Raw genomic sequence first — 25289 nt, forward strand, 5'->3', positions numbered from 1 at the left:
TCCGCCAAGACCGCCCCTGACATGCCACCAGCCCACTAGACTCCCGACGATGCCTCTGACCAGGCCAGATAGCGAACCGCTGCTGGAGTACTAGGTGCGCCCGTGCGGCGACGCGGCAGCGCGGCTTGCCCTGTGACGGGGTTTTCAGCCGCGAAGTCGCGGGCGGCGTGGACGCGCAGCCGGCGCACCTCGGACGAGCCGATGCCGGGGCGGGCCGGTCGCCTTCGGCGGGGTCCGTCCCGGGGAGGGCGCCAGGACGGCGAAGGGGGGAGTACGGCAACTCTTCGTGGTCGGCGGGCTTCTGGGGCGCGCAAGCCGCTCGTCGTCCCGGCGGGCCCTGGCAGGCGCCGGCCCCCGCCGCGCGACCGGGCCGGCGGGCCGTGGTGGCGCAGGTCCCCGAGCCTCATTGCGAACTTCGCGCTCAGAAACCGCTGTTGGCCTCGTTGACAGGCCGTGAGCCCACGCGTTTCACTCGACACTCGTGAATGGCAACGTTGTCAGGCGCTTCCCGGGCGCCCGGTTCCGTTGCCCGTCACTGGCGTGCCCGCTTCCCCGGCACGTCAGCACCGGTGCGATGCACAAACCGCTGCGGAGGCAACCGATGGTCCGACCTCGACGTCCAGCTGCGCCACCCAACCGAAGAAGACTCCGCCAACGCCTGGCCGTGATCTGCGTCCTGGGCATGGCGGCACTGCCGCTGCCCGCGACCGCCTACGCCGCCGGCGCCGCGGCACCGGCTCTGGTGAACGACCCGGCGTCCCTCGTCAACCCCCTCATCGGCACCTCCGGAGAGGTGGACACCTTCCCCGGCCCCGACATGCCGGCCGGCATGATGCAGTGGGGCCCCGACACGACGCCCGATCGTCCCTCCGGCGGCGGCTACGAGTACAACGACGACAAAATAACGGGCTTCAGCCTCACTCATGTCTCCGGACCCGGCTGCGGCGTCGCGGGCGACCTGCCCGTCCTGCCGGTCACCGGCACGCTGTCCGGCAACCTCGGCAGCGCGTCCGTCGGCTTCCGCCACGACGACGAGCAGACCGGCATCGGGTACTACAAGGTCACCGACGCGAACGGGGTCACGACCCAGCTGACCGACACCACCCGAGCCGGCCTGGGCGCCTTCACCTTCCCCGCGGGCAAGCAGGCGAACCTGCTGTTCAAGCTGAGCGGCGGTGCCACGCAGGTGGACGGCACCCGCGTCCAGGTGGTGAACGACAAGGAGATCAGCGGCTCGGTCGACAGCGGCCACTTCTGCGGGGCGAACAACCACTACACCCTGCATTTCGACATCAAGTTCGACCAGCCGTTCACCGCGCAGGGCACCTGGGTCGGCAGCACCATCAACCCCGGCGCGACCACGCTGAAAGCCGGGAAGGTCCGCCAGACCCCGCAGACGCGCCCGTCCGAACCGCTGAAGGAAAAGCACTTCACCGTGCCGGCGGCTCCGTCCCCGACGGTGCACGGGAGCGCAGCCAGGTCCTCCGGGACCCCGTCACCGGCCCCGAGCACCGGTGCGGCCCCCCGCACCTCGGCGGCCGAGCCCCCGACGACGGGCGCGAACGGCATGTACCTGACCTTCGACACCTCGTCGGACACGACGGTCAAGGCGAAGGTCGGCATCTCCTACACCAGCGACGCCAACGCGGCGGGCAACCTGGCCGCCGAGATCAAGAGCTGGAACTTCGACGCCCTGCGCCAGGCGAACCACGACGCCTGGAACGCGGTGCTGGACAAGGTCCGGATCGGCGGCGGCACCACGGACCAGCAGGTGCAGTTCTACACCGCCCTCTACCACGCGCTGCTGCACCCCAACGTCTTCTCGGACGTCAACGGCCAGTACATGGGCATGGACAACCAGATCCACAAGCTGGCCAGGGGCCAGCAGGCCCAGTACGCCAACTACTCCGGCTGGGACACCTACCGCTCCCAGACCCAGCTGATGGCCATGGTCGAGCCCAAGGTCACCAGTGACGTCGTCACCTCGATGCTCAACGGCTACGACCAGACGGGCCTGTTGCCCAAGTGGGCCTCGAACAACGGCGAGAGCTACGTCATGGTCGGCGACCCGGCCGCCGGCATCATCGCCGACGCGTACGCCTTCGGCGCCCGCGGCTTCGACACGGCCAAGGCGCTCGCCGCCCTGCAGCACGAGGCCACCGTGCCGAACAACGACCGCCCCGGCGAGTCGGTCCGCGATGCCAAGGGCTACCTCCCGGTGGACGAGAACGACTACGGCTGCTGCAACTTCTACGGCCCGGTCTCCACGCAGCTGGAGTACGACTCCGCCGACTACGCCCTCGCCGCCTTCGCCAAGTCGCTGGGGAAGACGGACGTCTACACGAAGTTCGCCACCCGAGCCCAGGACTGGATGAACGTCTTCAACCCGCAGACCGGCTACATGCAGGCGAAGGACAAGGACGGCCAGTTCGCGGGCGGTTTCACCCCCGGCACCTCCAACGGCTTCGTGGAGGGCACCTCCGCCCAGTACACCCCGATGGTCCCGTTCAACCTGCGGCAGCTCATCCAGGCACGCGGCGGTGACAAGGCGTACTCGTCCTATCTGGACAGCCTGCTCGACGACATCACCGACCCCGGCAACACCGACGCCAACCTGAGCAACGAGCCCAGCGTGGAGATCCCCTGGGAGTACGACTACACGGGCCGGCCGTGGAAGACCCAGGCGGCCGTCCGCGAGGCCCAGCAGAAGCTGTACTTCAATGCTCCGGTCGGCTCCTTCGGCAACGACGACCTCGGCGCGATGAGTTCCTGGTACGTCTGGTCCGAGCTGGGCATGTACCCCGAGACCCCGGGCACGGACACCCTGGCGCTCGGCAGCCCGGTCTTCCCGGTCGCCGAGGTGGCCCTCGCGGGCGGCAGGACGGTGCAGATCAAGGCGCCGCAGGCGGCGCCCGACGCACCGTACGTGCAGTCCCTCGACGTCAAGGGCAAGGAGTGGAAGAACGCCTGGCTGACCTACCAGCAGTTCGAGAACGCGGGCACGCTCGACTTCACCCTCGGCACCCAGCCCGACACGTCCTGGGCGTCCGGCCCGTCGGCGGCGCCGCCGTCGGACACCACGGGCGGCGACCGGGTGCTGGCCGCGACCGGCCCGTCCGACGGACTGGTGCTCCAGCCGGGCGCGTCCGGTGACGCCACGCTCGACCTCACCAACCTCGGCGGCAAGGACGTCACCGTCGACTGGAAGGCGACCGCGCCCTCCGGCGTCACGTTGGCGACCTCCTCGGGCTCGGTGGACGTGCCCGCCTCGGGCAGTGCCGAGGCGAAGATCCACGTGACGGCGGGCGGCGACGAAGGGACGTTCCCGGTCACCTTCGCGCTGACCGACCACGGCACCGGGACGGCCCTGAACGGGGCGGCGCTCCGCGTGGCCGTGGCGAAGGCCGGCGAGCTGTGGCCGTACGACACCAACGAAGGCATCTACCCCGACGGCGCGAAGTTCTCGGGCGGCTTCGACGGCGGCGGCTGGGCGTTCTCGCAGAACGCGCTGTCGGCGGCCGGCGTCACGAGCGGCTCCGCCGTCACGGTCGACGGCATCGCGTACACCTGGCCGACGGTGGCCTCCGGCCGGCTGGACAACCTGGAGATGGCCGGCCAGACCATCCCGATGCCGGCCGGCACGTCGGGCGCGTCGCTGGGCCTGCTGGGCACGGCGACCAACGCACCGACCGACGGCAGCGGGGTCTCGGGGACGCTGACCGTCACCTACACCGACGGCAGCACCTCGAAGGCGACGGTCGGCTTCTCCGACTGGACGCTCAACGCCGGTTCGAGCAAGCCGCTCCCCGGTGACACCACGGCCGTCACGACGGCCTACCGCAACACCGGCAGCGGAGGCCGGGACGGCGTGAAGACCTATGTCTTCGCCACCAAGGTCCCGCTCGACGCCGCCAAGCAGGTCGCGTCGATCACCCTCCCCGTGACGGGCTCGACGGGCACCGACCACCTGTTCGCCTACGGCTTCGGCCAGTAGGACCCGTCGGACGCCGAGACGGCGGGCCGGTTCCCGGGGCGCGAGCCCTGGAGCTGGCCCGTCGTGCGTGTGCGGGGCCGCTGATCGGCGTCATGGACATGCACACCGTCTCCTACACTCGCCTGATGACCAACTACACCTGCACCCACTGCGGCACCGTCGGGCTGATGGAAGGTTTCATCGAGGACGCCGGCGAGCACTCGCGCGGCTACGCGCGCTGGATCGAGGGTGCGCTGGAGCGGGGCATCTTCGGGGGTGCCAAGCGGATGGGCCGGCCCCGCCGCCAGATAGAGGCGTTCCGGTGCCCCAAGTGCGGGCACCTGGAGCTGTTCGCCACCGGCGAGGTGTAGCGCCGGCCGGACCCGCCGTCACTCGTACAGCGGGCGTGGGGTGCATCCCGTTGCGGCAGCCGGAACCCTAGGATCCATTACCGGACAAATGTGATCTTCATGCCCATGTGCGGCATGGGTGGGGTGACCGCGCAACAAGAGGAGACGGGATGTCGCACTGCGCCGGGAGAACCCGCTGGAGGCGTTTCGCGGTGGTCCTGCTGCCGAGCGTCGCGGCGTGCGCGGCGATCTGCATCGCCATGGGGCAAGGAGCGCTCGCCGCCTCCTTCCTCATCTCCGGCCGGTCGTTCCAGGTCACCGCCGACTCGCTGACCGCCCGCGGGTTCAGCCTCTACGGAATGGTCGACGTCACCCGGAAGCGCGAGCTCGTGCCTGTCATGGTCAGCGGCTTCCGGCGTGCCACGATCCGCGGGCTGTGCCAGTCCTACGTCGTCGACATCCCGCTGCTGGGCACGCAGACCCTGCGGCTCACCGGCAGCGGGCGGCCGGCCGAGGCGTCGGACCTGTTCATCGACGCCACCTCCCAGGCGGCCACGGACGCGAACTTCACCGGCCTGGACATCGGCGTCGCCCAGGGTGCCATCACGAAAGGCCCTGTCAGGCCCGAAGACCGCGGCTCGCGGTTCTTCGATCCCGACGGCGTCGCCCAGCAGGCCGTGTCGACCACCCTGACGGACGTGCGGTCGAACGCCGTGGCGCTCTCCGCCGGCACCTTCAGCATCCCCGGTCTGCGCGTACGGCTCGAGCACGGCAACCACGCCTGCCCCTGACCGCTGATGCCACCCACACGCGACGCGCCTTAAGTCGTATGAGTGGCATATGCCGTTATGCTCCCTTTTATGCCCTGGATCGGGTGGATGCGGCCTCGACGTCCGCTTCGTAAGCGGTGGAGTCCCGCCCTGCTCGCACCGCTGATCCTGACTGTGGTCATCACGTGCCTGGCGTTCTCCACTCCGAGAAAGGTCGCCTTCAGCCGGCTGCTGACCGCCGTGCCGGCCCTCGCCGCGTCCGTCTGGCCCGTGCTGCCCACCGTTCTGCTGGGAGCGGTCTGCATCGCGATCATGATCGGGCTGAGCCTTGTCTACCCCGACCTGGGCACCTGGTTCACCGTGGGCGCCATCGCCGCCGTCACGGTGGCCGCCGCCTACGCCTGCCGTGTCCGTATCCTGCGGGAACAGGCCTTTCTCCAGCTACGGCTGGTCGCCGACGCGGCGCAGAAAGTGCTCCTGCGTCCGCTGCCACGCCGGGTCGGCCGCCTCGAGATCGAGTCGATGTACGTGGCGGCCGCGGCGCAGGCCCGCATCGGCGGGGACTTCTACGAGGTCGTCGCCACCCCGTACGGCGTGCGACTGATCATCGGCGACGTGCGCGGCAAGGGCCTGCCCGCCGTGGGAGCGGCCGCGGCGGTGGTCAACTGCTTCCGGGAGGCCGCCTACGACGAGCCGACCCTGGAGGACATCGTCCGCCGCCTCGACACCAGCAGCACCCGGCACAGCTGCACACAGCCGGGGGAGGACCTGCTGGAGCAGTTCACCACCGTGGTGCTCGCCGAGTTCCCGCACCAGGGCGACTGCCTCAGGCTGCTGAACTGCGGCCATCCACCGCCCCTGCTGGTGCGCGGCGGCGAGCTGCGCGTCCTGGCGCCGAGCACGGCCTCGCCGATGCTCAACCTCGCGACGCTCATCGGCACCGAGTACACCACCGACACGATCGTCTGCGCCCCCGGTGACCAGCTGCTCTTCTACACCGACGGCGTCATCGAGAGCCGCAACTGCGAAGGGGAGTTCTTCGCCCTGCAGGACTGGATGCGTCGCCAGGCCCCGGACGGCCCCAGGGCACTGCTCGACCGGCTCCACCAGGCTCTCCTGCGGCACGGCGGCGGACTGAACGATGATGTCGCGGCCCTCGCCGTGCGCATCCGCGACAGCCCGCGCGGGGAGACCGCCTGAGCCGTCCGCCGCCGTCGCCTGTGCGGGTGCCGGCCCCTCACCGTGAAGGCGCCACGCCCCTCTGCAAGAGGGGAGGGCCGGAGCGCGTTCGAGGAACGCGCTCCGGCCCTCCGGCGGGGTGTGTCCGGTCGTGCCGGTCACGACGTGGGCGGCTCAGGCCGTCGCCGGCCTCCGCGCCGCCGCACGGCCCGAGGTGGTCCGGCTAGCGGCGGCCGGGGTGACGGTCGTAGCCCCGGTGCTCGCCGTGCCAGCCCCGGTGCTCGCCGTACCAGCCCCGGTGCTCGCCGTACCAGCCGTGGTGCCAGTGCCGGCCCCGGTCGTGGTGCCGGCTCCAGCCGTGATGCCGGTCCCGGTCCCGGTCGCCGAAGCGGCCGTCGTGGTCATGGCCGCTCCAGCGGCTGTGCGAGTAGCTCCTCCCGTGGTCGCGGTCGTGGTCGCCTCCGGCGGCCAGGGCCGGCATGGCGGCCGCGGCGACGAGAGCGCCCGAAGCCACACAGGTGGCGATCAGACGGACCGCCGTACGAGACACAGACATGAATCTGTCACCTCACGTTCGTGCACAGCGACCCCGGTCAGGGCCGGTGTGCGATCCGACATTCCCGGCTCGGTGCCGAGGCCCCACACTGTGGCCGGGTGCGGCGGCGCCGGAGCGGCGACAGGATTCGCGTTACAAAGCACGCATATATCCGTAACTCTCCCTTGTATGGGCCATTCATCCGGGGCGGGGCTCGGCCATCAGTCCGTCCCGGCTCCGGAATGCCCTGTGAGCAGCGAAAACACGACGGACGCCCCCGGACACCCCTCGCCGTCCCGCGCGCCCCGCCTCCCCCGAACGGCCCAGCCGCTTCCGTAACGACGGGCGGGCCTCCGCCCGGGGGACGCGCGACCGGGAATGAATCCGGCGGGGGGCCCGTTGTAGCGCGTGGTCGTAGTTTTTGTGTCTGTGTTTCACCGCACGCTCGCGAAGAACGATGTCGCGGGCGCCGCCTTCCTTCAGGGAACTGGAGAAGTCGCGTCCAGGCCGGCCCGGGACTCCGCACGGTGCGGGTCCCGTACCCCGCCCCTGCAAGGAGCAAGAAATGACTCAGGGAACCGTCAAGTGGTTCAACGCCGAGAAGGGCTTCGGCTTCATCGCCCAGGCCGACGGTCCGGACCTCTTCGTCCACTACTCCGAGATCGAGGGCCGCGGCTTCCGTAGCCTCGAGGAGAACCAGCCCGTGGAGTTCGACGTCGTCCAGGGCCCCAAGGGCCCGCAGGCCGCGCACGTTCGCGCGCTCTGAGGTACGGCGGGTCCGACCTGCCCACCCGACGACCGGGGCCGGTGCCGCAAGGCGCCGGCCCTCGGCATGTCCCGGGCCGCTCGGCCGCGCCGTCACACGTCCGTCAGCCGGGCCTCCTCCAGGTCCAGCGCGCGCTGGAGCCGGCGCCGCGTGGTGTCGCTGATGGCGTGGGCGTCGTAGAGGCGCTGGAGTTCGCCGGCCTCCACGGTGATCAGGTCGCGGCGCAACTGGCGGTAGACGAGGTCGGCGGACTCCACGGCCGCGCCCTCGGCGCCGTCGTTCTCGGCGAGGCGGTCGCGGGCGTCGTCGAGGCGGGCGGTCAGGCCGCGCCGTAGCCGGTCGAGGACCACCTCGGGCACCACCTCGAGCTCCGCGAGTTCCTCCAGGCGGGCCAGGCCCGCGTGTGCCAGGTGGGCGCGGGCCTCGGCCTCCTCCCGCGCGGTGTGCGCGGGCTCCAGGGCGATGCCGGAGGCGCGCACGACCGGTGCGAGGGTGAAGCCCTGGCCGACCAGGGTGACGACCACGACCGACGTGGTCAGGACCAGCACCAGCGGCCGGTCGGCCAGCGGTGTGCCGTGCCTCGTCACCTCCGGGATGGACAGCGCCGCCGCCAGCGGCATCACCCCGCGCGTCCCCGCCCAGGTCAGCACCATCGGTATCCGCCAGTTCAGCCTGCCGATCCCGCCCTTGCGCTGGACGACCGCCGACAGCGGCGCCAGCCACAGCAGGCGTACGGCGACCAGCGTCGCGGCCACGGCGAGGGCGTACAGCGGCCAGGCCCGGTCGCTGTGCGGCAGGGCGCGCACCTCGCCGGGGAGGGCCAGCCCGATCAGGCTGAAGACCACGCTCTCCAGCAGGAACACCACCGTGCCGTACACGGCGTGCAGCTGGAGCCGGATGCGGGCGTTGGTGAGCCGGTCGCCCCGGCCGCCGAGGACGACACCGGCCACCACGCACGAGGTGACGCCGGACGTGTGCGCCGCCTCGGCCAGCAGGTAGGCGGCGTACGGGGTGACCAGCGCGATCACCGTCTCCAGCACCGGGTCCTCGGTACGGCGCCGGATCAGGGTGATCACTCCGGCCACCGCCGACCCGATCACCGTGCCGCCGCCGGCGAGCAGCAGGAACTCGCCGCCGGCCGCATCCCAGTGCACGGCCGCCGAGGCGACCGCGATGCCGGCCGCCACCCGCACGAGCACCAGCGAGGTGGCGTCGTTGAACAGGCTCTCCGCCTGGACCAGCACCTGCACCCTGGGCGGCAGGGCGAGCCGGCGGCCGAGCGCGGTCACCGCCACCGGATCGGTGCTGGCCAGCACCGCGCCCAGGACGAACGCCATCTGCCAGGACAGCGGGGTCACCAGGGACGCCACCACGCCGACGGCCGCCGCGGACGCCAGCACCAGGCCGATGGCGAGGATCCCGACCGGTTTCCACACCGCGCGCAGCTCCCGCCACGGCATGTCCTCGGCGCTCGCGTACAGCAGCGGCGGCAGCACCACGAGCCCGATGACGTCCGGGCTGATCTCGATCTGCGGGGTGCCCGGCAGCAGCGCCACGGCGAGACCGGCGACCACGAGCAGGGAGGGGGCTGGAATCCGCCAGCGGCGCGCGAAGGTGGCGACCACCGTGGCGAGGACCACGAGGGAGAGAACCGTACCGACGCTGCGCATGCCGTCCCCCGGGGATGCGGAAGGGAATTGCGGAAGCCGCCCCGGCTCCCGGCCGACCAGACTTCCCGGCACACCTGGCTTCACCCTATCGGGTCAGGCCACGTCAACAAAGCGTCAAGGTCGCCGACCGGCGCCGCGCGGCAGCCGGCCGGTGCGAAGCGGGAGCCGTATGGGTCCCGTCAAAGGCGCCGGGGCCGCCGTAAGGGGGTCGTCAACGGTGGCCGGATCCCGACGCGGAAGCGGTTTCCTCGGAACGTCCGTTTCCGCCGAACCTCACTCCAGGAGTTCGCGATGGCCGATCTGGCCTTCGTCGTCACCGCGCTCGCGGCTTTCGCACTGGTGGCCCTCGCCGCCCGGGGGGTGACGAAGCTGTGACCGCCGAGCACATCGTCGGCCTGGTCGTGGCCGCCGCCCTGCTGGGCTATCTCGTCCTCGCCCTGATCTTCCCGGAGAGGTTCTGAGCACAGACATGGGTCCCGTACTCGCGGGCGTGCTCCAACTGCTCGCCCTGGTGGGCGCGCTGTCGCTCGTCCACGTCCCCGCCGGCGCCTGGATGGCCAGGGTCTACTCCTCGAAGACGCACCTGCGTGCCGAGCAGTGGCTCTACAAGGCCATCGGCGCCGACCCCGACGCCGAGATGGCATGGCCCGCGTATCTGCGCGGTGTGCTCGCCTTCTCCGCCGTCGGCGTCCTCTTCCTGTACCTGCTCCAGCGGCTCCAGGGCCTCCTGCCCGGCTCGATGGGCTTCTCCTCGGTCGGCCCGGCGCAGTCGTTCAACACGGCCGTGTCGTTCGTGACCAACACCAACTGGCAGTCGTACTACGGCGAGCAGACCATGGGGCACGTCGTGCAGACCGCCGGTCTGGCCGTGCAGAACTTCGTGTCGGCCGCCGTGGGCATGGCGGTCGCCGTGGCCCTGGTGCGCGGCTTCGCCAGGTCCCGCACCGGTGAACTGGGCAACTTCTGGGCCGACTTGGTGCGGGGCACGGTGCGCATCCTGCTGCCGGCCGCCGCGGGCGCCGCCGTCGTCCTGGTGGCGTGCGGTGCGATCCAGAACTTCTCCGGCATCCACGAGGTCGGCCAGTTCATGGGCGGTTCGCGGCAGTGGAACGGCGGCGCGGTCGCCTCCCAGGAGGCCATCAAGGAGCTGGGCACCAACGGCGGCGGCTACTTCAACGCCAACTCCGCCCATCCCTTCGAGAACCCGACCCCCTTGACCAACCTCTTCGAGATCTTCCTGATCCTCGTCATCCCGTTCTCGCTGACCCGCACCTTCGGCCTGATGGTCGGCTCGGTGAGGCAGGGCTACGCGATCCTCGCGACCATGGCCGTCATCTGGGCCGGCTTCGTCGCGCTGATGATGTGGACCGAGTTCGCCCACCACGGCCCGGCGCTGCAGGCGGCGGGCGGCGCGATGGAGGGCAAGGAGGTCCGCTTCGGCGTGGGCTCCTCCTCGATCTTCGCGGCGTCGACCACGCTCACCTCCACCGGTGCGGTCGACGCCTTCCACTCCTCCTTCACCGGGCTCGGCGGCGGCATCGCCCTGCTCGGCATGATGCTCGGCGAGATCGCGCCCGGCGGTGTCGGCTCCGGCCTGTACGGCATGCTGGTCATGGCGGTGATCGCGGTGTTCATCGCCGGTCTGATGGTGGGCCGTACGCCCGAGTACCTGGGCAAGAAGATCGGCGGCCGCGAGATGAAGCTGGCCGCCTGCTACATCCTGGTCACCCCGGCGCTGGTGCTGGTCTTCACGGCGGCCTCGATGGCGCTGCCGACTCCGCCGCACTCGATGCTCAACTCCGGCGCGCACGGGTTCTCCGAGGTGCTGTACGCCTTCACCTCCGCGTCGAACAACAACGGTTCGGCCTTCGCCGGCCTGAACGCGAACACCGACTGGTTCAACACCACGACCGGGCTGGCGATGCTGCTGGGCCGCTTCCTGCCGATGGTGTTCGTCCTCGCGCTCGCGGGATCCCTCGCCGGGCAGCGACCGGTGCCGGTGACGGCGGGCACCCTGCGCACCGAGAAGCCGCTGTTCACCGGCCTGCTGACGGGCGCGATCCTGATCATCACCGGTCTGACGTACTTCCCTGCGCTGGCGCTGGGCCCGCTCGCCGAGGGGCTGGCGTCATGACCACCGAGACCGAGAAGCACGAGGACGCGATGTCCACTTCCACCCTTGCGCCCCACCAGGACACGCCGACCGGGCACACGCCCGCACCGGGCCGTGTCGGCGCGGGCCTCTTCGAACCCGGGCAGCTTGTGAAGTGTCTGCCGGAGGCGTTCCGCAAGCTCGATCCGCGGGTGATGGTCAAGTCGCCCGTGATGTTCGTGGTGTGGATCGGCTCGGTCCTGACCACCGGGTTCTCCTGCGCGGACCCGGGCGACTGGTTCGGCTGGACCATCAGCGCCTGGCTGTGGCTCACCGTGCTCTTCGCCAACCTGGCGGAGGCGGTGGCCGAGGGCCGCGGCAAGGCGCAGGCCGACACCCTGCGCAGGGCCAGGACGGACACCGTGGCCCGCCGGATCGTGGGGGCGTCCGAGGAGCGGGTCCCCGGCACCGGGTTGAGGATCGGCGACCTGGTGGTCTGCGAGGCCGGTGACGTCATCCCCGGTGACGGCGACGTCGTCGAGGGTGTCGCCTCGGTGGACGAGTCGGCGATCACCGGCGAGTCCGCCCCGGTCATCCGGGAGTCCGGCGGCGACCGCAGCGCCGTCACGGGCGGTACGAAGGTCCTGTCCGACCGGATCGTCATCAAGATCACGACGAAGCCCGGCGAGACCTTCATCGACCGCATGATCCACCTGGTCGAGGGCGCGGCCCGGCAGAAGACGCCCAACGAGATCGCCCTGAACATCCTGCTCGCGTCGCTGACGATCGTCTTCCTGCTGGCCTGCGCCACGCTGCCGCCGTTCGCGGACTACGCGGGCACGCACCTGACCATGGTCGTGCTGGTGGCCCTGCTGGTGTGCCTGATCCCGACCACGATCGGCGCCCTGCTCTCCGCGATCGGCATCGCGGGCATGGACCGGCTGGTGCAGCGCAACGTGCTGGCGATGTCCGGGCGCGCGGTCGAGGCCGCCGGTGACGTGTCGACCCTGCTGCTGGACAAGACGGGCACCATCACCCTCGGCAACCGCCGGGCGGCCGAGTTCGTTCCGGTGCGCGGCACGACGCGGGCGGAACTCGCCGACGCCGCCCAGCTGTCCTCGCTGGCGGACGAGACGCCCGAGGGCCGCTCCGTCGTCGTGCTCGCCAAGGAGAGGTACGGGCTGCGCGAACGCCGCCGGGGCGAACTGGCGCACGCCGAGTGGATCGCCTTCACCGCCCAGACCAGGATGTCGGGCGTCGACGTCGACGGTCGCAGGGTGCGCAAGGGCGCCACGGCCTCGGTCCTCACCTGGGTGACCGAACAGGGCGGCGACGTCGCCGCGGACGCCCGAGAGCTCGCGGACCGCATATCCGAGGCCGGCGGCACTCCGCTGCTGGTCGCCGTCCAGGACGACCGGGGCGCCCGGGTGCTGGGCGTCATCCATCTCAAGGACGTCGTCAAGGAAGGCATGCGGGAGCGGTTCGAGGAACTGCGCCGTATGGGCATCAAGACGGTCATGATCACGGGCGACAACCCGCTGACCGCCAAGGCGATCGCCGAGGAGGCGGGCGTCGACGACTTCCTCGCCGAGGCCACCCCCGAGGACAAGATGGCCCTCATCAAGCGGGAGCAGGCCGGCGGCAAGCTGGTCGCCATGACCGGTGACGGCACCAACGACGCCCCCGCGCTCGCACAGGCGGACGTCGGCGTGGCGATGAACACCGGCACGTCGGCGGCCAAGGAGGCCGGCAACATGGTCGACCTCGACTCCGACCCCACCAAGCTGATCGAGATCGTCGAGATAGGCAAGCAGCTCCTGATCACCCGGGGCGCGCTCACGACGTTCTCCATCGCCAACGACGTCGCGAAGTACTTCGCGATCATCCCAGCGCTGTTCGCGGCGGTCTACCCCGGCCTGGACAAGCTGAACATCATGCACCTGTCCTCGCCGGACTCCGCGATCCTGTCCGCCGTCGTCTTCAACGCGCTGATCATCATCGCGCTGGTGCCGCTGTCCCTGAAGGGCGTGCGCTACCGGCCGATGAGCGCGGACCGGATGCTGCGGCGCAACCTCGGCCTCTACGGCCTCGGCGGCCTGATCGCGCCCTTCGCCGGCATCAAGCTCATCGACCTGCTCATCTCCCTCATCCCCGGAGTCGGCTGACCGCCATGAACAACTCCTTCATGAACACGGCCCGGTTGCTGGGCGCGGGTCTGCGGGCCCTGCTCGTCCTCACCCTGGTGACCGGCGTCGTCTATCCGCTCGTGGTCACCGGCATCGCCCAGGCGGCGTTCCCCGACAAGGCGAACGGCTCGGAGATCACCGCGGACGGCAAGGTCGTCGGCTCGTCCCTGATCGGCCAGTCGTACCACCTGCCGCTGAAGAAGGGGCAGCAGACCCCGGAGGCGGACCTGAAGTGGTTCCAGGGCCGCCCCGTGAACGGCCTCGGCACGAACAGCGTGAACACGCGGTACAAGCTGGTCCTGTCCGGCGCCACCAACCTGTCCGCGGACAGCGAGGTCCTGCTCGAGCAGGTGCGGGACGCCAGGGCCGCCGTCGTCAGGGACAACTCGGTGCCCGGCCACCGCGTCGAACCCGCCGACGTCCCCGCGGACGCGGTGACCTCCTCCGGCTCCGGCCTCGACCCGGACATCTCCCCGGCCTACGCACGGCTCCAGGTGCACCGCGTCGCCGCCCGCAACCACCTGCCGGTCGCGACGGTCGAGAAGCTGGTCCGGGACCACACGGCCGGCCGCACCCTCGGCTTCATCGGCGAGCCCCGGGTGAACGTCCTGGAGCTGAACATCGCGCTGGAGGACCTCACCGCGAAGCACTGACGGCTCTGCCGGCCCGGTACACCGAAGGGCTTCGAGGCGCAGTGGTCCGGCGCACATCACTCAGCGTGTGATGACTCACGCCGGACCACAGCCATGTCATGCCCGCGGCGGGTCTGCGGGCCCACACCGCGCCCGGCGCCGGCTGCGGACCGAGCGCTGTGGTGAACCCCGAGGTCGGCGGAGTGGCTGACGGTCCGTTTGCTGATGGTATGTCATCTCTTCGGTCACGCGCCCATATAGGACAGAACGGTCGTGACGTCGTTCACTCGTCACACAGTCCAATGAGTGTCTAATGCGAAGTAGAGTGCGATGACCGCGTCTTGACCCTACTCCGCCAAAGAAGGTGGAAATTCGGGCGCTTTCTGCCAACCATGAGATTTCGGGAGAAAGGTGCATATCGTGGGCGCCTACTTGTGTCCTCCGGCCGTGATACACGGCGAACACGCAGTGGAAACCGGCCAGATACTGGCAGAGGTGCGGAGCCGGCATCCGCAGGCTCCGTGGCTCCCGCGCATCGACAGCATCGCCGCGAGCACGGGCATCGTCTCCCGCGGGTGGATGCTGCCGCTGGAGGCCGCCACCGCACCCGGCGGCGGGAGCGGACTGCGAACTCCGGGCGTCGGCCCGGCCCGTGAGGCACTGGCCCGCGACGGGTTCACCGACCAGGAGGTGAACCGCGTGATCGCCGCACTGGAAGCGATACCGGCGCCGCAGACCATCGAGGAGCGCACCGCGCCGGCCTGGGCGGCCGTGCAGTCGTACGGTGAGCGCGCCGCCCGGCAGGCACTGGAGACCGCCGGACTGGACGCCGGCGACGTCGACTGCCTGATCACCAGCCACTCCACCACCCCGGCCCTGCCCGGCCTTGACCTGTCCCTGCTCAACCGGCTCCCGCTGCGCGACGACGTGCTGCTGCTGCCGGCCACCCAGTGGGCCTGCATCGCCGGCACCCGGTCGCTGGCGCTGGCGGCGGAACTGGTCGCCGCGGACCCCGACCGGGTGGTGCTGGTCGTGATATCGGAGGCGCTGAGCACCACCTACCAGCCCGCCGACGACACGCTGGAGTCCCTGATCGTCCGGCTGCTGTTCGCGGACACCGCCGTGGCCGCGGTGGTCACCGGCCGCCCCAGGACGGAGTCGGTCCTGCGGCTCGACGCGGCCTGGCACCACACCCTGCCCGGCACCTCGGACCTGCACCGGCTGGACACCCGGGCCGACGGCACGCACTTCGTGATGGACCGCCGCGGGCCGCGTGCCGTGCAGGAGACGGTCGCCGCGATGTGGAAGTGGCTGCGCGAACGCCACCAGGACGACGCCGAGGCATGGCATCCCGATCTGCTGCTCGCGCACCCCGGCGGCACCCGGGTGCTGGAGTACATGGAGCAGACGATGCCGGACACGTGGCCGGAGGGACTGCTGGCCTACAGCCGGGACAGCTACACCACCGGCAACCGCGGCGGCGCCGCCGTGCTCGACATCCTGCGGCGCGCGTGCGACGCCGGCCAGAAGACGGGCAGCCGTACGGTCCTGTACGCGGCCGCGCCCGGACTGACGGCCACCGCCCTGGAAGGGGAGTGGCTCTAACCGGGGCCCTCCGCTGTCATACCGGCCGGGGCGTCAGGCGCCCAGTTCCGCCCAGACGGCCTTGCCGGTCTCGGTCCACCGCACGCCCCAGCGCGTGGTGAGCTTGTGGACGACGTGCAGGCCGCGCCCGCTGTCGTCGAGCAGCTCACCACGGCGCAGGCGCGGCAGGCCGTTGCCGTTGTCGCCGACCTCGCACGACAGACGCCCCCCGGCCCGCACCAGCCGCAGCGAGACGGGGCCGGTGCCGAACCGGACGGCATTGGTGACCAGTTCGCTGATCACCAGCAGCGCACTGTCCCGCACCGGGTCGCTGATGTCCCACCGCCGCAGCAGCGGGGAGGCCAGCTTGCGGCTGCGGGCGGCGGTGTCGCCGCGGGCCGGCAGGCGCCAGGTCGCGGCGTCCCGGCTGCGGCGGCCGGACATACGGGCGAGCAGCAGCGTCACATCGTCCCGGAGGCGCCCCTGCGGTGCCAGCGCGGCGACCACGCGACGCGCGGCCGACTGCAGATCGTCCCAGGGATGCACCTCGCGCACCACGTCCGTCAGCCGGCCGATGCCCTCGTCGATCGAGGCGGTGGGATCCTCCACCAAGCCGTCGGTGTAGAGGGCGAGAAGAGAGCCGGGCGGAACGGCGAACTCCTGCACGTCGAACGGCTCCCGCACGGCGAACTCGGCCCCCAGCCCCGGATGGGGCTGCGCCGCGACCGTCTTGGCGGAGCCGTCGGGATGCACGAGGACCGGGGGCAGGTGCCCGGCGTTGGACATCACGATCCGGTGGTCGACCGGATCGTAGACCGCGATGCAGCACGTCGAGCCGAGCGCGCTGTAGCCGGCCGCCAGGCCCGACTCCGTGTCGTCGAGGAGCGTGACCGTCTCGTCCAGGCGCTCCAGCACCTCCCCGGGGCCCAGCCCCGCCGACAGCAGCGCGCGGGCCTCCATGCTGAGCTGGCCCATGGCCGCCGCCGCCCCGAGACCGTGCCCGACGACGTCGCCGACCACCAGCGCGGTGCGGTCGCCAGGCAGCGGAAAGCTGTTCACCCAGTCACCGCCCACGCCGGCACTGTCGGGCGTGGTGGGTTCGTAGACGCTGGCGACCTCGATTGTGTCGCTGCCGGCCCGCGGCAGCAGCCGGCGCTGCAGCGCCAGGACCTGGGCGTGCTCACGCTGATGCTGGCGGGCCAGGTCCACGTGACGGGCGGTCTTCGCCACGAGTTCCTGCAGATCGAGCAGCTCACTGTCGCGGAAGAGGCGCTCCGGCCGCCGCCACACCTCCGTCACGCCCAGCACGATGGGCCCCGACGAGCCCTCCGGTCCTTCCACGACCAGCGGTATGCACGCGACGCTCATCGGCCGGTCGCCGGGCACCAGGGCACGCACCAGCTTCGGATCCTTCAGCGTCCGCTCGATCGCCTCCCGGTCGGGGATGACGATGGGCTGCGGTACGTCGTCGCGCATGACCGCACCGGCCAGCAGACGGCTCGCCTCGCGGGGCAGGTTGTCCCCGGGCGTCAGATATCCCTCGGGCCAGGCGCGGTCCGGCACCAGGGCCGCGCGCCGCAACCGGATGCGGTCCTGCGCCTGCTCGGTGACGGCCTCTCCCGTCCACACCGCGTAGTCGAGGTCGACGGCGGCCACGTCCCCCCACGCCAGCAGGGACTGGGCCAGGGACTGCGCGGTCTCGCCGATGTCCAGGGACGTACCGATCGCGGTCGCCGAGGCGTACAGGTGCAGCCGCTTGGCCATGGCGATCAGCGAGACCGTCAGGCCCTCCTGCGGTGGCGCGGCCGGCAGGATGCTCATCGAGACCACCAGCTCCCTCCCGTCGTCCCGCCGCAGGCGCTGGACGCGGGCGACGTGCGCCTCCCGCGTCTCGAGGACCCGCCGCAACCGCTGCGTGACCGTCGGTACGTCGCCGGGCGGCAGCAGATCGGCGAAAGCGGTTCCCGGCGCGGCCTTCACGCCCTCGAAAGGGGCGGCGTCCAGATTGCAGCCGGTGATCCGCAGGTCCCGGTCGAGAGTGACCGCCCCGAGGATCTGTTCCTGCCCCCCGTTGTCCGGCTCGGCGCGTGCGGGCCGGACGTCACGATGGTCGTCCGGGGGAGCGGCAGCGCCGGTGCCCGCCCTCTTTCCGCCCCTGGGGATGTAGTTCGCCAGGGCGCCGCTGACCATGTCGAACGGCGAACCAGAGGAAGCGGAGGGTGTGGGGTCCATGCAGCTCCACCCAGCTCACTGACTCCCGGCGCGTGCCGGAAAGCGTTCCCGAGTCCGTGCGATCAAGCCCCGAGATCCCTTACCGCACACCTCCTGAATAGCACACATACCCTGCCCGCCGAAGAGACGGAGGCGAGGGCTGAACCCCGGGAGGGCCGTGCGCCACCGGTACACGCCACGGCGGCATCCCGTGGGGCCCGGCCGCCATGGGGTGGCGGGGCGGCGCCGGACGCCACGGAGCCGGCCGACGGCACGGCCGCGTACGGCGACCACGCCTGCGGCCCGTGCCGGTCCCGTGCCGGGTGATGCTCGGTCCTCCCCCTCATCGTCGCCCGCGACCGGCTCGGGCGCGACCGGGTCGCGCGCCCCCCGGCGGCTGGTCCCCGGCGGCTGCCCGCTTCTGCGTGAGCAGGGCCGTGTCCCAGACGCGATATAGCGTTACTCTTTCCCTCGCGCCGCCGCGAGCGCCGCTCGGAGACGTTCGGACCAGACCAGGACGGAAGCATGCCGGGAGAGATGCCGCCCACCCGGAAGCCCTCCGGCCCCGGCGCGCCGCCTGGGCTGCGGGCCTCGCACGCGGACCGGGACCGCGTGGTCGATGTGCTGCGCATCGCGGCGGGGGACGGCATGCTCACCGCCGAGGAACTGGACGAGCGCGTGGAAGCCGCCCTGTCGGCGCGTACTGTCGGCGAGCTGACCGCACTCACCGCCGACCTGCCGCCCGTGCCGGCCACGGCCGGGGTGACGGGCGCCGAGGTCAAGGACGTCGTCCGGATCGAACAGGTCTTCAGCGGCGCGATCGAGCGCTCGGGGCGCTGGGTGGTGCCGCGGAAGCTGGAACTCGCGGTGACCTACTGCGACGTCACGCTCGACTTCACCGAGGCCGTGATCATGCACGACACCTTGCGGATCGACGTGCACATGGCCGGGAAGACCCTGACGCTGGTGACGCCGCCGGGCGTCGTGGTCGACGTCGACGGCCTGCGGCTCGTGCACTGCAAGATCAAGCACGGTCACACCCCGACGGTTCCGGGCACTCCGGTCACCCTGCGCGTGGAACTCGCCGGTGAGAAGGCCCACGGCCGCGTCGTGGTACGGCCCCCGCGCCGGACGTTCGCACAGTGGCTGCTGCGCAGGCCCGCGCTCGCTTCGTCAGGCGGTTGACTCCCTCGCCGGGAACCGCCGCCGAATCCTGCACGGCGGGCGGGACGACGGGGGGCACAGTGCCCGGTGCCCGGTCCGGTGGCGAGCGGGTCGGTCGCCGGCTTCAGTCGCCGGCCTCCTCATCGGGCCCGGGCGCGTCGCCGATGGCCACGCGCAGGTCGTGCACGCCTTGCAGGATGTCGATGAGAGCCTCTTCCGCTCCGCTCAGCGCGTGCCGGGTGCCTTCCGCGTCGCCGCGGTCGGCGTGAACCTGGGCGCCGAGCACGTACACCGCGGTCATGACGGCGGCGAAGGCGGCCTCCCGGCCCGGCGGCAGCTCTTCGTCCTCGGGTTCGGAGACCTGCACCGCGGTGCGCTGCAACCGGTTCGTCAGGACGTTGACCGCCAGGCCCGGATCACCGCTCAGCTGTTCGCCCCAGCCGAGCAACGTCTCCAGGACGTCCTCGATCTCCCCTTCCTCGGTGAGCCGCGTCGCGGCCGTGATCTCGAGCTCCGTCTTCGCCAGCAGCCGGCCCAGGAGCTGCAGACGGTCGTCCTCCGGCGCCGCCTCGGGCCGCCGCTCCGGCTCTGCCGCGGGCTCGGCCGCCAGTGCGGCGAGCGCTGCGCGGATCTGCTCGGCACTTACCGGGTGCTCGCTACTGATGCTCACGCTTTCAGCTTCACCCAGCGAAGCGACACTCGCCCGCGCAGCACGTTCGAATCCGAGCCGAGTTCCACCACCCAGACCAGCGGGATGTTGGCCGTGCCGCGCCGTCGACGACGACTTGCTACGTCCAGCGCATGCCGATGGCCGACAGTTTCTTGATCCGTTCGGGGGAGAGGGTCGCGGCCCTGCTGCGCTGGTTGCTGATCCACGCGCCCAGTCTGAGTTCCCGGGTCTCCCGGGCCTCGAGGACGATGCGTTCGATGTGCTTGCGCGGTACCCGCAGGTGGCCCTCGCGCTGGTAGAACTGCCGGGCAGCGGCGTAGTTGAGGGCCCACTTGTCGGCGTGGCTGCGGCGCGGCGCGGGTTTCTCGTCCCGGGCGGCGGGCCCGATGCCGAGGACGTGCTCGCACAGCCACTGCTGCGGGGCCGCGAGCCGGTCCCAGCCGAGCCGCTGGGCGCGTACCCATCGCCCGAGGTCCTCGCCCTGGCGTACGACCTCGCCGGGTGCCACGGGCAGGGTGCCGCCCGCCTCCAGGTGCAGCCGGACCAGGTGGAAGCAGCGCTGCCACGCCACGGGCCAGGCCGGGCACCACGACGGGTCGATGTCCTCCAGCTGCTCGCGCCGCTCCGGGGACAGCACCCCGCCCGTCGCCGGCGCCGGCAGGTCCTCGGCGTCCTGCTGCTCGGTGTCCGCGGCCCTGCGCGCGGCGGCCCGCTGGTTCTTCAGCCAGATGCCGACCTTGTACCCCTGGTACGTGGCGTCCAGCGGGGCCAGGAGGTGCCCGTTCTCCTCGGCCCACCCCCGCGCGGCGGCCAGGCCCTCCTCCCAGGCGACGTCGAAGTGGCTCCAGATCATGCCGAGCCGTTCCAGCTGCTCGACACGGCCGGCGTCCAGCGTCCCGCGGGCGTGGAACCTGCGGGCGTCGGCGATCCACTGCCCCAGCGGGAACCCGGCGAGCGAGGGCGGCCAGCCCTCGGCCTCCGCCTCCGGATCGTCGCGGCCGGGCACGCGGTAGGTGAAGGGGACCCTCAGGTCACCGTGCGCGCGGGCGTAGAGGGAGGCGGCTTCGACGCCGCGCCGCCAGTGGGCGTGCTCGGGATCGAGGACCCGCAGGTTGATGAAGGCGGCCAGCCGGGCGGGGTCACGTGGGGTGGAGAACTTCAGCAGCTGCCGGGCCGGCGCGGACAGCCGGTCGCTTCCGCCGCTGCCGGCGCCCTCGTCCTCCTCGCCCCCGCTGCGGCTCTGCACGCCCCGGACCCGGCTCTGGGCCTGCGGCTGGGCGAGCTGTTCCACGACACGGGCGTCGTGCGCCCGGAGCGCCTCCAGGAGCTTGGCGAGGCCGCCGTACGCCCTGCTGGTCAGCATGGTGTCCGGTGTCTCTCCGGGCCCGAGCAGGACGGGTACGACGAGGGAGGCGGTCTTGCCTTCGCCGGGCCGCATGCGCAGAGCCCGGCCGACGGCCTGGACGAGGTCGGGCATGGAGCCGCGTACGTCGGCGAAGTAGACCGAGTCGCAGTCGCGGGTGTCGACCCCCTCGCCCAGGACCTTCACGGATCCGAGGAAGCTCCGGTCCACCGCGGTGCCGTCGGCCGCGACGTCGCGGGCGAACTCGGTGAGGACGCGCTTGCGGTGTGCCGGGGGGTGATCGCCGCACAGCCAGTCGGCCCGGACCGTCTCTGGGTACAGCGCAGGGTCCTGAGCGTGCAGGCGCGCGGCGACGCCGGGAAGGCCGGCGGCGAACGCCTCCGCTTCCTTCACCAGGTGGTGGAAGACGAGCGTGCGGCGGAAGTCCTCCTCGGCCGACGCCTTCACCAGCGCGGCCTGCAGAGCGGCGAGCCGCGCCCCGCGCACCCGGTCCGAGCGGCCTTCGATGCCCAGGAGCTGGGCGGCCTGCAGCTGGGTGTCGGTGATGTCCAGGCACACGACCTGGTACGGCGCGCAGATCCCCCGGTCGATCGCCTCCGAGAGCGTCAGGGTGTGGCAGCGCGCCCCGAACGGCCCGGCGGGGTCGTCCTCCATCGAGGCCACCAGCTCGCCCGGCACCCCGGGCTCGCCGTCCTCGTCGAGCTGCCACAGCCGGGGCGTGGCCGTCGTGTACAGGCGCCGCAGGGCGGGGATGCGGGTGTTGTCGTGGACGACGGCCCAGGGCTTGCCGATCCGCCCGGACGTCCGGTGCGCCTCGTCGACCACGATCAGGTCCCAGCCCGGCAGGCCGGCGGCGTGCGCGCGTTCCAGCGTGCCCAGTCCGAGCGAGGCGTACGTGGCGAACACGGTCACCTTGTCGAACGGCCGCACCCAGTCGACCAGCTCGCCCGGGTCCGTGGTGTTGGGGAACGCCGCCTGTTCCCCGCGCAGGGAGGACACTCCGATCATCGGCCCCGTACGGCCGCCGTCGCGCCACGCGGCCTCGGTCTGCGCGAGCAGGTCCAGCGAGGGCACGAGCACCAGCACACGGCCGGCCCGCAGCTCCTCGGCGCTGCGGACGGCGACGAGCGTCTTTCCCGAGCCGGTCGCCATGACCACCTGGGTGCGCAGCCCGCGCTCGGGGACGGTGTGATCCGCGGGCAGCTCGAGCGCGCGGAGCACCGCGTCAACCGCCTCGCGCTGGTGAGCGCGCAGAGTCTTCGTCACGTTCCCGTCCTCGGCGTCCTGGGCTTGCGCCTGCGCCTTCAAGCATGCAGGCGGCCAGGTCGGAGGCTAGCGGGTGGTCACGCATGCGCACGGGCCGGCCGCGACGTACGGGCGGCCGTGCCCCGCTGCGTCGCGTCCGGCGTCGACGGCCTGTCGCGCAGCCTCGCGCAGGCTGTCGTGAACCTCGAGCGGGTGTTTCGGCCAGTCGCCTCAGAACCTCTCTTCCGGGCGGCCGGCCGGCGTGATCGGCGTGGGGTCGGTGAGGTTCTCCGGCGCCGTCGTCCACTCGATGCCGCCTCGCCGCGGGGCCAGCCAGGCGACCGGGGTCGGTGCCGTGCCCTCGGGGGCGATGGCGCGCAGGATTCCGCGCCGGCCCGTCGCGGAGTCCGTCACCAGGTGACCGAGCCACGGATGGGAGCGGTGCATCAGGCCCGTGGAGGTCACGGCCGCTCCCCGCGGGGACCCGGTGCCGGTGCTCGTCGGCGGGGTGGTGAGGAGCGCTCTGTGGGGGGACATGGTGATTGCCTTCCATCCGGGGCCGGGACGCGAGGATGTGGAGCGGCGTGATGCCTTCCAGACAGCTGTGTTCGATTCGATGTGCGAGCCGTCGAACGTCCGGGCGTATCAACTTCCCCTGATGTGCGGGTCGTTGGCGATGGGGGCCCGGGGCGTCCGGCTGGACCGCTCATGATGTAACTATGCTCGCAGTCGACTTCACGCTGCAACTGCTTCCCTGATAATTTCAGCCAGGCGGTATCCAGTTGGTAACACCGCCAAAGCGCTATGCTGCGCGTCATGGTGACTGACCGTCAGGGAATGGGGTCTGCGTGATGGAGGGCCGTTCGGGGGCGGGGACCAGCGCGCCGACAGTGCTTCGGATGATCCTCGGCCGGCGGTTGCGGGAGAGGCGGCAGAGCGCCGACGTGTCGCTGGAGGACGCCGCCAGGGCCCTGCGGGTGAAGCCGCTGACGATCCGGCGCCTGGAGAAGGCGGAGGTCGCTCTCAAGCCCCTGTACGTGGAGAAGCTGCTGGAGGCGTACGGCGCCGACCGGCAGGAGATCGACGAGTTCGTCGCCCTCGCCGAGCGGGCCAACGAGCCGGGCTGGTGGCACGCGTACCGCGATGTCCTGCCCAGCTGGTTCTCCGCCTACGTCAGCCTGGAGAGCAGCGCCAGGACCCTGCGCACCTACGAGCCGCACTATGTCACCGGGCTCCTGCAGACGTACGACTACGCGCGCGCAGTCCTGCGCGGCGGGTTCCCGAACGACAGCGAGGAAGACCTCGAACGGCGCGTCCAGGCGCGGCTGCGCCGGCAGGACCTGCTGGAGGGCGAGGACGCTCCCACGCTGTGGGTGGTGATGGAGGAGGCCGTGCTGCACCGCGTCGTCGGCGGTGCGGAGGTGATGCGCGCGCAGATCGACCGGCTCCTCGAGGCCTCGGAGCTGGAACACGTCAGCATCGACGTCGTTCCGTTCTCCGCGGGCGCCCACGTCGGCGCGTGCGCGCCCTTCACCTACTTCCGGTTCGAGGAGCCGGAGCTGCCCGACGTCGTCTACAGCGAGATCCTCACCGCCTCGATGTACCTCGACCAGCGTTCCGACGTCGCCGCCCATCTGGAAGCGCACAACCGGATGTCGCTGCTGACCTCGTCGGCGGACAGCAGGGCGCTCTTGCATCACATGCGCAAGGAGTACTCATGACCACAAGCCATGGCAGTGTCTACAACGGGATGCCCGCTTCCGACCTCGGGGAACACGGCTGGGAGTGCCCGTGGAGCGGACCCAACGGGGGCCAGTGCGTGGAGACCAAGCAACTCGCCGACGGCCGCGTCGCGCTGCGGCAGTCGACGGATCCCTCGGGGCCCGCGCTGATCTACACCACCGCGGAGATCAGCGCGTTCCTCGACGGAGTCAAGAAGGGCCTAGCCGATCACCTGGTGGCCGGCTGAACCCCAGCGCGACCGGGAGAAGCCGCCGCCACGAGGCCGACCCCTCGCCCTCAACGCCACGCAACCATCGGAAGGGAAGAGCATGAGCAGCACGTCGGCCTCGCGGGACATCGACACCAGCAGGCCCCACTCCGCACGCATGTACGACTACTACCTCGGCGGCAAGGACCACTTCGAGGTGGACAAGCAGGCGGCCGAGGCAGTGGCGTCGGTCTATCCCGGGATCTTCGTGTGCGCCCGTGAGAACCGGTCGTTCATGCACCGGGCGACTCGCGTGCTGGCGCGGGAGTACGGCATCCGCCAGTGGCTGGACATCGGCACCGGCATCCCGACCGAGCCGAACCTGCACCAGGTGGCCCAGTCCGTCGTCCCCGACGCCCGGGTCGTCTACGCCGACAACGACCCGCTCGTGCTGAAGTACGCCGAGCGCCTGATGCGCAGCACGGTCCAGGGCCGCACCGCGTACATCGAGGCCGACGTCAACGACCCCGCCGCCTTGCTGGAGGCCCCCGTCCTCACCGAGGTGCTGGACCTGAGCAAGCCGGTGGCGCTGTCCCTCAACGCCCTGATGCACTTCGTCCCGGACCGGCAGGACCCGTACGGCATCGTCAGCCGTCTGCTCGACGTCCTGCCCTCCGGCAGCGCCCTGGCCCTGAGCCACTGCACGCCCGACTTCGATCCGGACACCTGGCAGAAGGTCACCGACATCTACGTCAACGCGGGAACCCCGGTGCAGTTCCGCACCCGCGCCGACGTCGCCCGCTTCTTCGACGGTCTGGAACTCCTCGACCCCGGCATCGCGCTGGGCCACCGCTGGCGTCCCGACCCGCCGAGCGAGGACGCCACCGCCGCCGAGCCGCCCACGGACGCCGAGGTCAGCCTGTGGACGGGTGTCGGCATCAAGCCGTAGCGATCCCGTCGGCGTTTCCC

20 protein-coding genes are annotated in these 25289 nt (G+C 71.4%); 14 read left to right on the forward strand and 6 right to left on the reverse strand.

The genetic code is table 11. The annotated features are described in order from the left end of the window. Positions 1-664: 664 nt before the first annotated feature. The 4 genes from ACGFZN_RS24060 (at position 665) to ACGFZN_RS24075 (ending at position 6293) form a co-directional block, all read left to right on the forward strand. Positions 665-3994 (forward strand): lectin, encoded by a 3330-nt coding sequence (locus ACGFZN_RS24060; protein WP_393860532.1) that lies wholly within the window; start codon positions 665-667, stop codon positions 3992-3994. Between the two features lie 125 nt (positions 3995-4119). Then, a complete protein-coding gene (locus ACGFZN_RS24065) occupies positions 4120-4344 on the forward strand; it encodes a hypothetical protein (protein ID WP_393860533.1) in 225 nt (74 codons plus the stop codon). Positions 4345-4493: 149 nt separating this feature from the next. Further along, positions 4494-5114 carry a DUF6230 family protein gene (locus ACGFZN_RS24070; RefSeq protein ID WP_393860534.1) on the forward strand — a complete coding sequence of 207 codons (621 nt, stop codon included), beginning with the start codon at positions 4494-4496 and terminating at the stop codon, positions 5112-5114. An 87-nt stretch (positions 5115-5201) separates the two neighbouring features. Then, entirely contained in the window at positions 5202-6293 is a 1092-nt protein-coding gene (locus ACGFZN_RS24075) for a PP2C family protein-serine/threonine phosphatase (protein WP_393860783.1), read from the forward strand. 202 nt (positions 6294-6495) lie between these two features. Here ACGFZN_RS24075 and ACGFZN_RS24080 read toward each other — a convergent pair whose 3' ends face one another. After that, positions 6496-6828, reverse strand: a complete 333-nt coding sequence (locus ACGFZN_RS24080) for a hypothetical protein (RefSeq protein ID WP_393860535.1) — start codon at positions 6826-6828, stop codon at positions 6496-6498. Positions 6829-7372: 544 nt separating this feature from the next. Between ACGFZN_RS24080 and ACGFZN_RS24085 the strand changes: the two genes are divergently transcribed. Then, positions 7373-7573, forward strand: a complete 201-nt coding sequence (locus ACGFZN_RS24085; protein WP_330336064.1) for a cold-shock protein — start codon at positions 7373-7375, stop codon at positions 7571-7573. A 92-nt stretch (positions 7574-7665) separates the two neighbouring features. On the opposite strand, the gene ACGFZN_RS24090 is transcribed toward ACGFZN_RS24085, so the two are convergent. Beyond that, a complete protein-coding gene (locus tag ACGFZN_RS24090) occupies positions 7666-9243 on the reverse strand; it encodes a Na+/H+ antiporter (protein WP_393860536.1) in 1578 nt (525 codons plus the stop codon). A 371-nt stretch (positions 9244-9614) separates the two neighbouring features. On the opposite strand from ACGFZN_RS24090, the gene kdpF reads away from it, so the two are divergent. The 5 genes from kdpF (at position 9615) to ACGFZN_RS24115 (ending at position 15758) form a co-directional block, all read left to right on the forward strand. Beyond that, complete coding sequence (gene kdpF / locus ACGFZN_RS24095; protein ID WP_393860537.1) at positions 9615-9704, forward strand: K(+)-transporting ATPase subunit F; 90 nt, start codon at positions 9615-9617, stop codon at positions 9702-9704. A gap of 8 nt (positions 9705-9712) precedes the next feature. Then, positions 9713-11377 carry a potassium-transporting ATPase subunit KdpA gene (gene kdpA / locus ACGFZN_RS24100; RefSeq protein ID WP_393860538.1) on the forward strand — a complete coding sequence of 555 codons (1665 nt, stop codon included), beginning with the start codon at positions 9713-9715 and terminating at the stop codon, positions 11375-11377. Then, positions 11374-13500: a potassium-transporting ATPase subunit KdpB gene (gene kdpB / locus ACGFZN_RS24105; RefSeq protein ID WP_393860539.1), complete on the forward strand. Its 2127-nt coding sequence runs from the start codon at positions 11374-11376 to the stop codon at positions 13498-13500. Before kdpA ends, kdpB begins: the two co-directional genes overlap by 4 nt. 5 nt (positions 13501-13505) lie before the next feature. Further along, entirely contained in the window at positions 13506-14174 is a 669-nt protein-coding gene (locus ACGFZN_RS24110) for a potassium-transporting ATPase subunit C (RefSeq protein WP_393860540.1), read from the forward strand. A gap of 399 nt (positions 14175-14573) precedes the next feature. After that, positions 14574-15758: a type III polyketide synthase gene (locus tag ACGFZN_RS24115; RefSeq protein WP_393860541.1), complete on the forward strand. Its 1185-nt coding sequence runs from the start codon at positions 14574-14576 to the stop codon at positions 15756-15758. Positions 15759-15791: 33 nt separating this feature from the next. On the opposite strand, the gene ACGFZN_RS24120 is transcribed toward ACGFZN_RS24115, so the two are convergent. After that, positions 15792-17969, reverse strand: coding sequence for a SpoIIE family protein phosphatase (locus ACGFZN_RS24120; protein ID WP_393860542.1), 2178 nt, complete (start codon positions 17967-17969; stop codon positions 15792-15794). A 504-nt stretch (positions 17970-18473) separates the two neighbouring features. Here ACGFZN_RS24120 and ACGFZN_RS24125 point away from each other — a divergent pair. Then, positions 18474-19133, forward strand: coding sequence for a DUF1707 domain-containing protein (locus ACGFZN_RS24125; protein ID WP_393860543.1), 660 nt, complete (start codon positions 18474-18476; stop codon positions 19131-19133). Positions 19134-19236: 103 nt separating this feature from the next. Here ACGFZN_RS24125 and ACGFZN_RS24130 read toward each other — a convergent pair whose 3' ends face one another. The 3 genes from ACGFZN_RS24130 to ACGFZN_RS24140 all read right to left on the reverse strand — a co-directional run bounded on the left by ACGFZN_RS24130 (position 19237) and on the right by ACGFZN_RS24140 (position 22927). Further along, positions 19237-19782, reverse strand: coding sequence for a hypothetical protein (locus ACGFZN_RS24130; protein WP_393860544.1), 546 nt, complete (start codon positions 19780-19782; stop codon positions 19237-19239). A gap of 118 nt (positions 19783-19900) precedes the next feature. Then, positions 19901-22411, reverse strand: coding sequence for a Helicase associated domain protein (locus ACGFZN_RS24135; protein ID WP_393860545.1), 2511 nt, complete (start codon positions 22409-22411; stop codon positions 19901-19903). A gap of 210 nt (positions 22412-22621) precedes the next feature. After that, positions 22622-22927, reverse strand: a complete 306-nt coding sequence (locus ACGFZN_RS24140) for a hypothetical protein (protein ID WP_393860546.1) — start codon at positions 22925-22927, stop codon at positions 22622-22624. Positions 22928-23238: 311 nt separating this feature from the next. Between ACGFZN_RS24140 and ACGFZN_RS24145 the strand changes: the two genes are divergently transcribed. The 3 genes from ACGFZN_RS24145 (at position 23239) to ACGFZN_RS24155 (ending at position 25269) form a co-directional block, all read left to right on the forward strand. Then, a complete protein-coding gene (locus ACGFZN_RS24145) occupies positions 23239-24111 on the forward strand; it encodes a helix-turn-helix domain-containing protein (RefSeq protein WP_393860547.1) in 873 nt (290 codons plus the stop codon). Then, positions 24108-24359: a DUF397 domain-containing protein gene (locus ACGFZN_RS24150; protein ID WP_393860548.1), complete on the forward strand. Its 252-nt coding sequence runs from the start codon at positions 24108-24110 to the stop codon at positions 24357-24359. Before ACGFZN_RS24145 ends, ACGFZN_RS24150 begins: the two co-directional genes overlap by 4 nt. 82 nt (positions 24360-24441) lie before the next feature. Then, the gene (locus tag ACGFZN_RS24155; protein WP_393860549.1) at positions 24442-25269 is read left to right on the forward strand and encodes an SAM-dependent methyltransferase; all 828 of its coding nucleotides are present in this window, start codon (positions 24442-24444) and stop codon (positions 25267-25269) included. The last annotated feature ends 20 nt before the right edge of the window (positions 25270-25289 follow it).

This window comes from Streptomyces sp. NPDC048192 (genome assembly GCF_043202415.1).
Classification (GTDB): Bacteria; Actinomycetota; Actinomycetes; order Streptomycetales; family Streptomycetaceae; genus Streptomyces.

Coding starts and splice junctions, on each gene's coding strand:
- ACGFZN_RS24065 (WP_393860533.1), top strand. CDS start 4,120: ATGACCAACTACACCTGCACCCACTGCGGCACCGTCGGGCTGATGGAA.
- ACGFZN_RS24070 (WP_393860534.1), top strand. CDS start 4,494: ATGTCGCACTGCGCCGGGAGAACCCGCTGGAGGCGTTTCGCGGTGGTC.
- ACGFZN_RS24075 (WP_393860783.1), top strand. CDS start 5,202: ATGCGGCCTCGACGTCCGCTTCGTAAGCGGTGGAGTCCCGCCCTGCTC.
- ACGFZN_RS24080 (WP_393860535.1), bottom strand. CDS start 6,828: ATGTCTGTGTCTCGTACGGCGGTCCGTCTGATCGCCACCTGTGTGGCT.
- ACGFZN_RS24085 (WP_330336064.1), top strand. CDS start 7,373: ATGACTCAGGGAACCGTCAAGTGGTTCAACGCCGAGAAGGGCTTCGGC.
- ACGFZN_RS24090 (WP_393860536.1), bottom strand. CDS start 9,243: ATGCGCAGCGTCGGTACGGTTCTCTCCCTCGTGGTCCTCGCCACGGTG.
- kdpA (WP_393860538.1), top strand. CDS start 9,713: ATGGGTCCCGTACTCGCGGGCGTGCTCCAACTGCTCGCCCTGGTGGGC.
- kdpB (WP_393860539.1), top strand. CDS start 11,374: ATGACCACCGAGACCGAGAAGCACGAGGACGCGATGTCCACTTCCACC.
- ACGFZN_RS24110 (WP_393860540.1), top strand. CDS start 13,506: ATGAACAACTCCTTCATGAACACGGCCCGGTTGCTGGGCGCGGGTCTG.
- ACGFZN_RS24120 (WP_393860542.1), bottom strand. CDS start 17,969: ATGGACCCCACACCCTCCGCTTCCTCTGGTTCGCCGTTCGACATGGTC.
- ACGFZN_RS24125 (WP_393860543.1), top strand. CDS start 18,474: ATGCCGGGAGAGATGCCGCCCACCCGGAAGCCCTCCGGCCCCGGCGCG.
- ACGFZN_RS24140 (WP_393860546.1), bottom strand. CDS start 22,927: ATGTCCCCCCACAGAGCGCTCCTCACCACCCCGCCGACGAGCACCGGC.
- ACGFZN_RS24150 (WP_393860548.1), top strand. CDS start 24,108: ATGACCACAAGCCATGGCAGTGTCTACAACGGGATGCCCGCTTCCGAC.
- ACGFZN_RS24155 (WP_393860549.1), top strand. CDS start 24,442: ATGAGCAGCACGTCGGCCTCGCGGGACATCGACACCAGCAGGCCCCAC.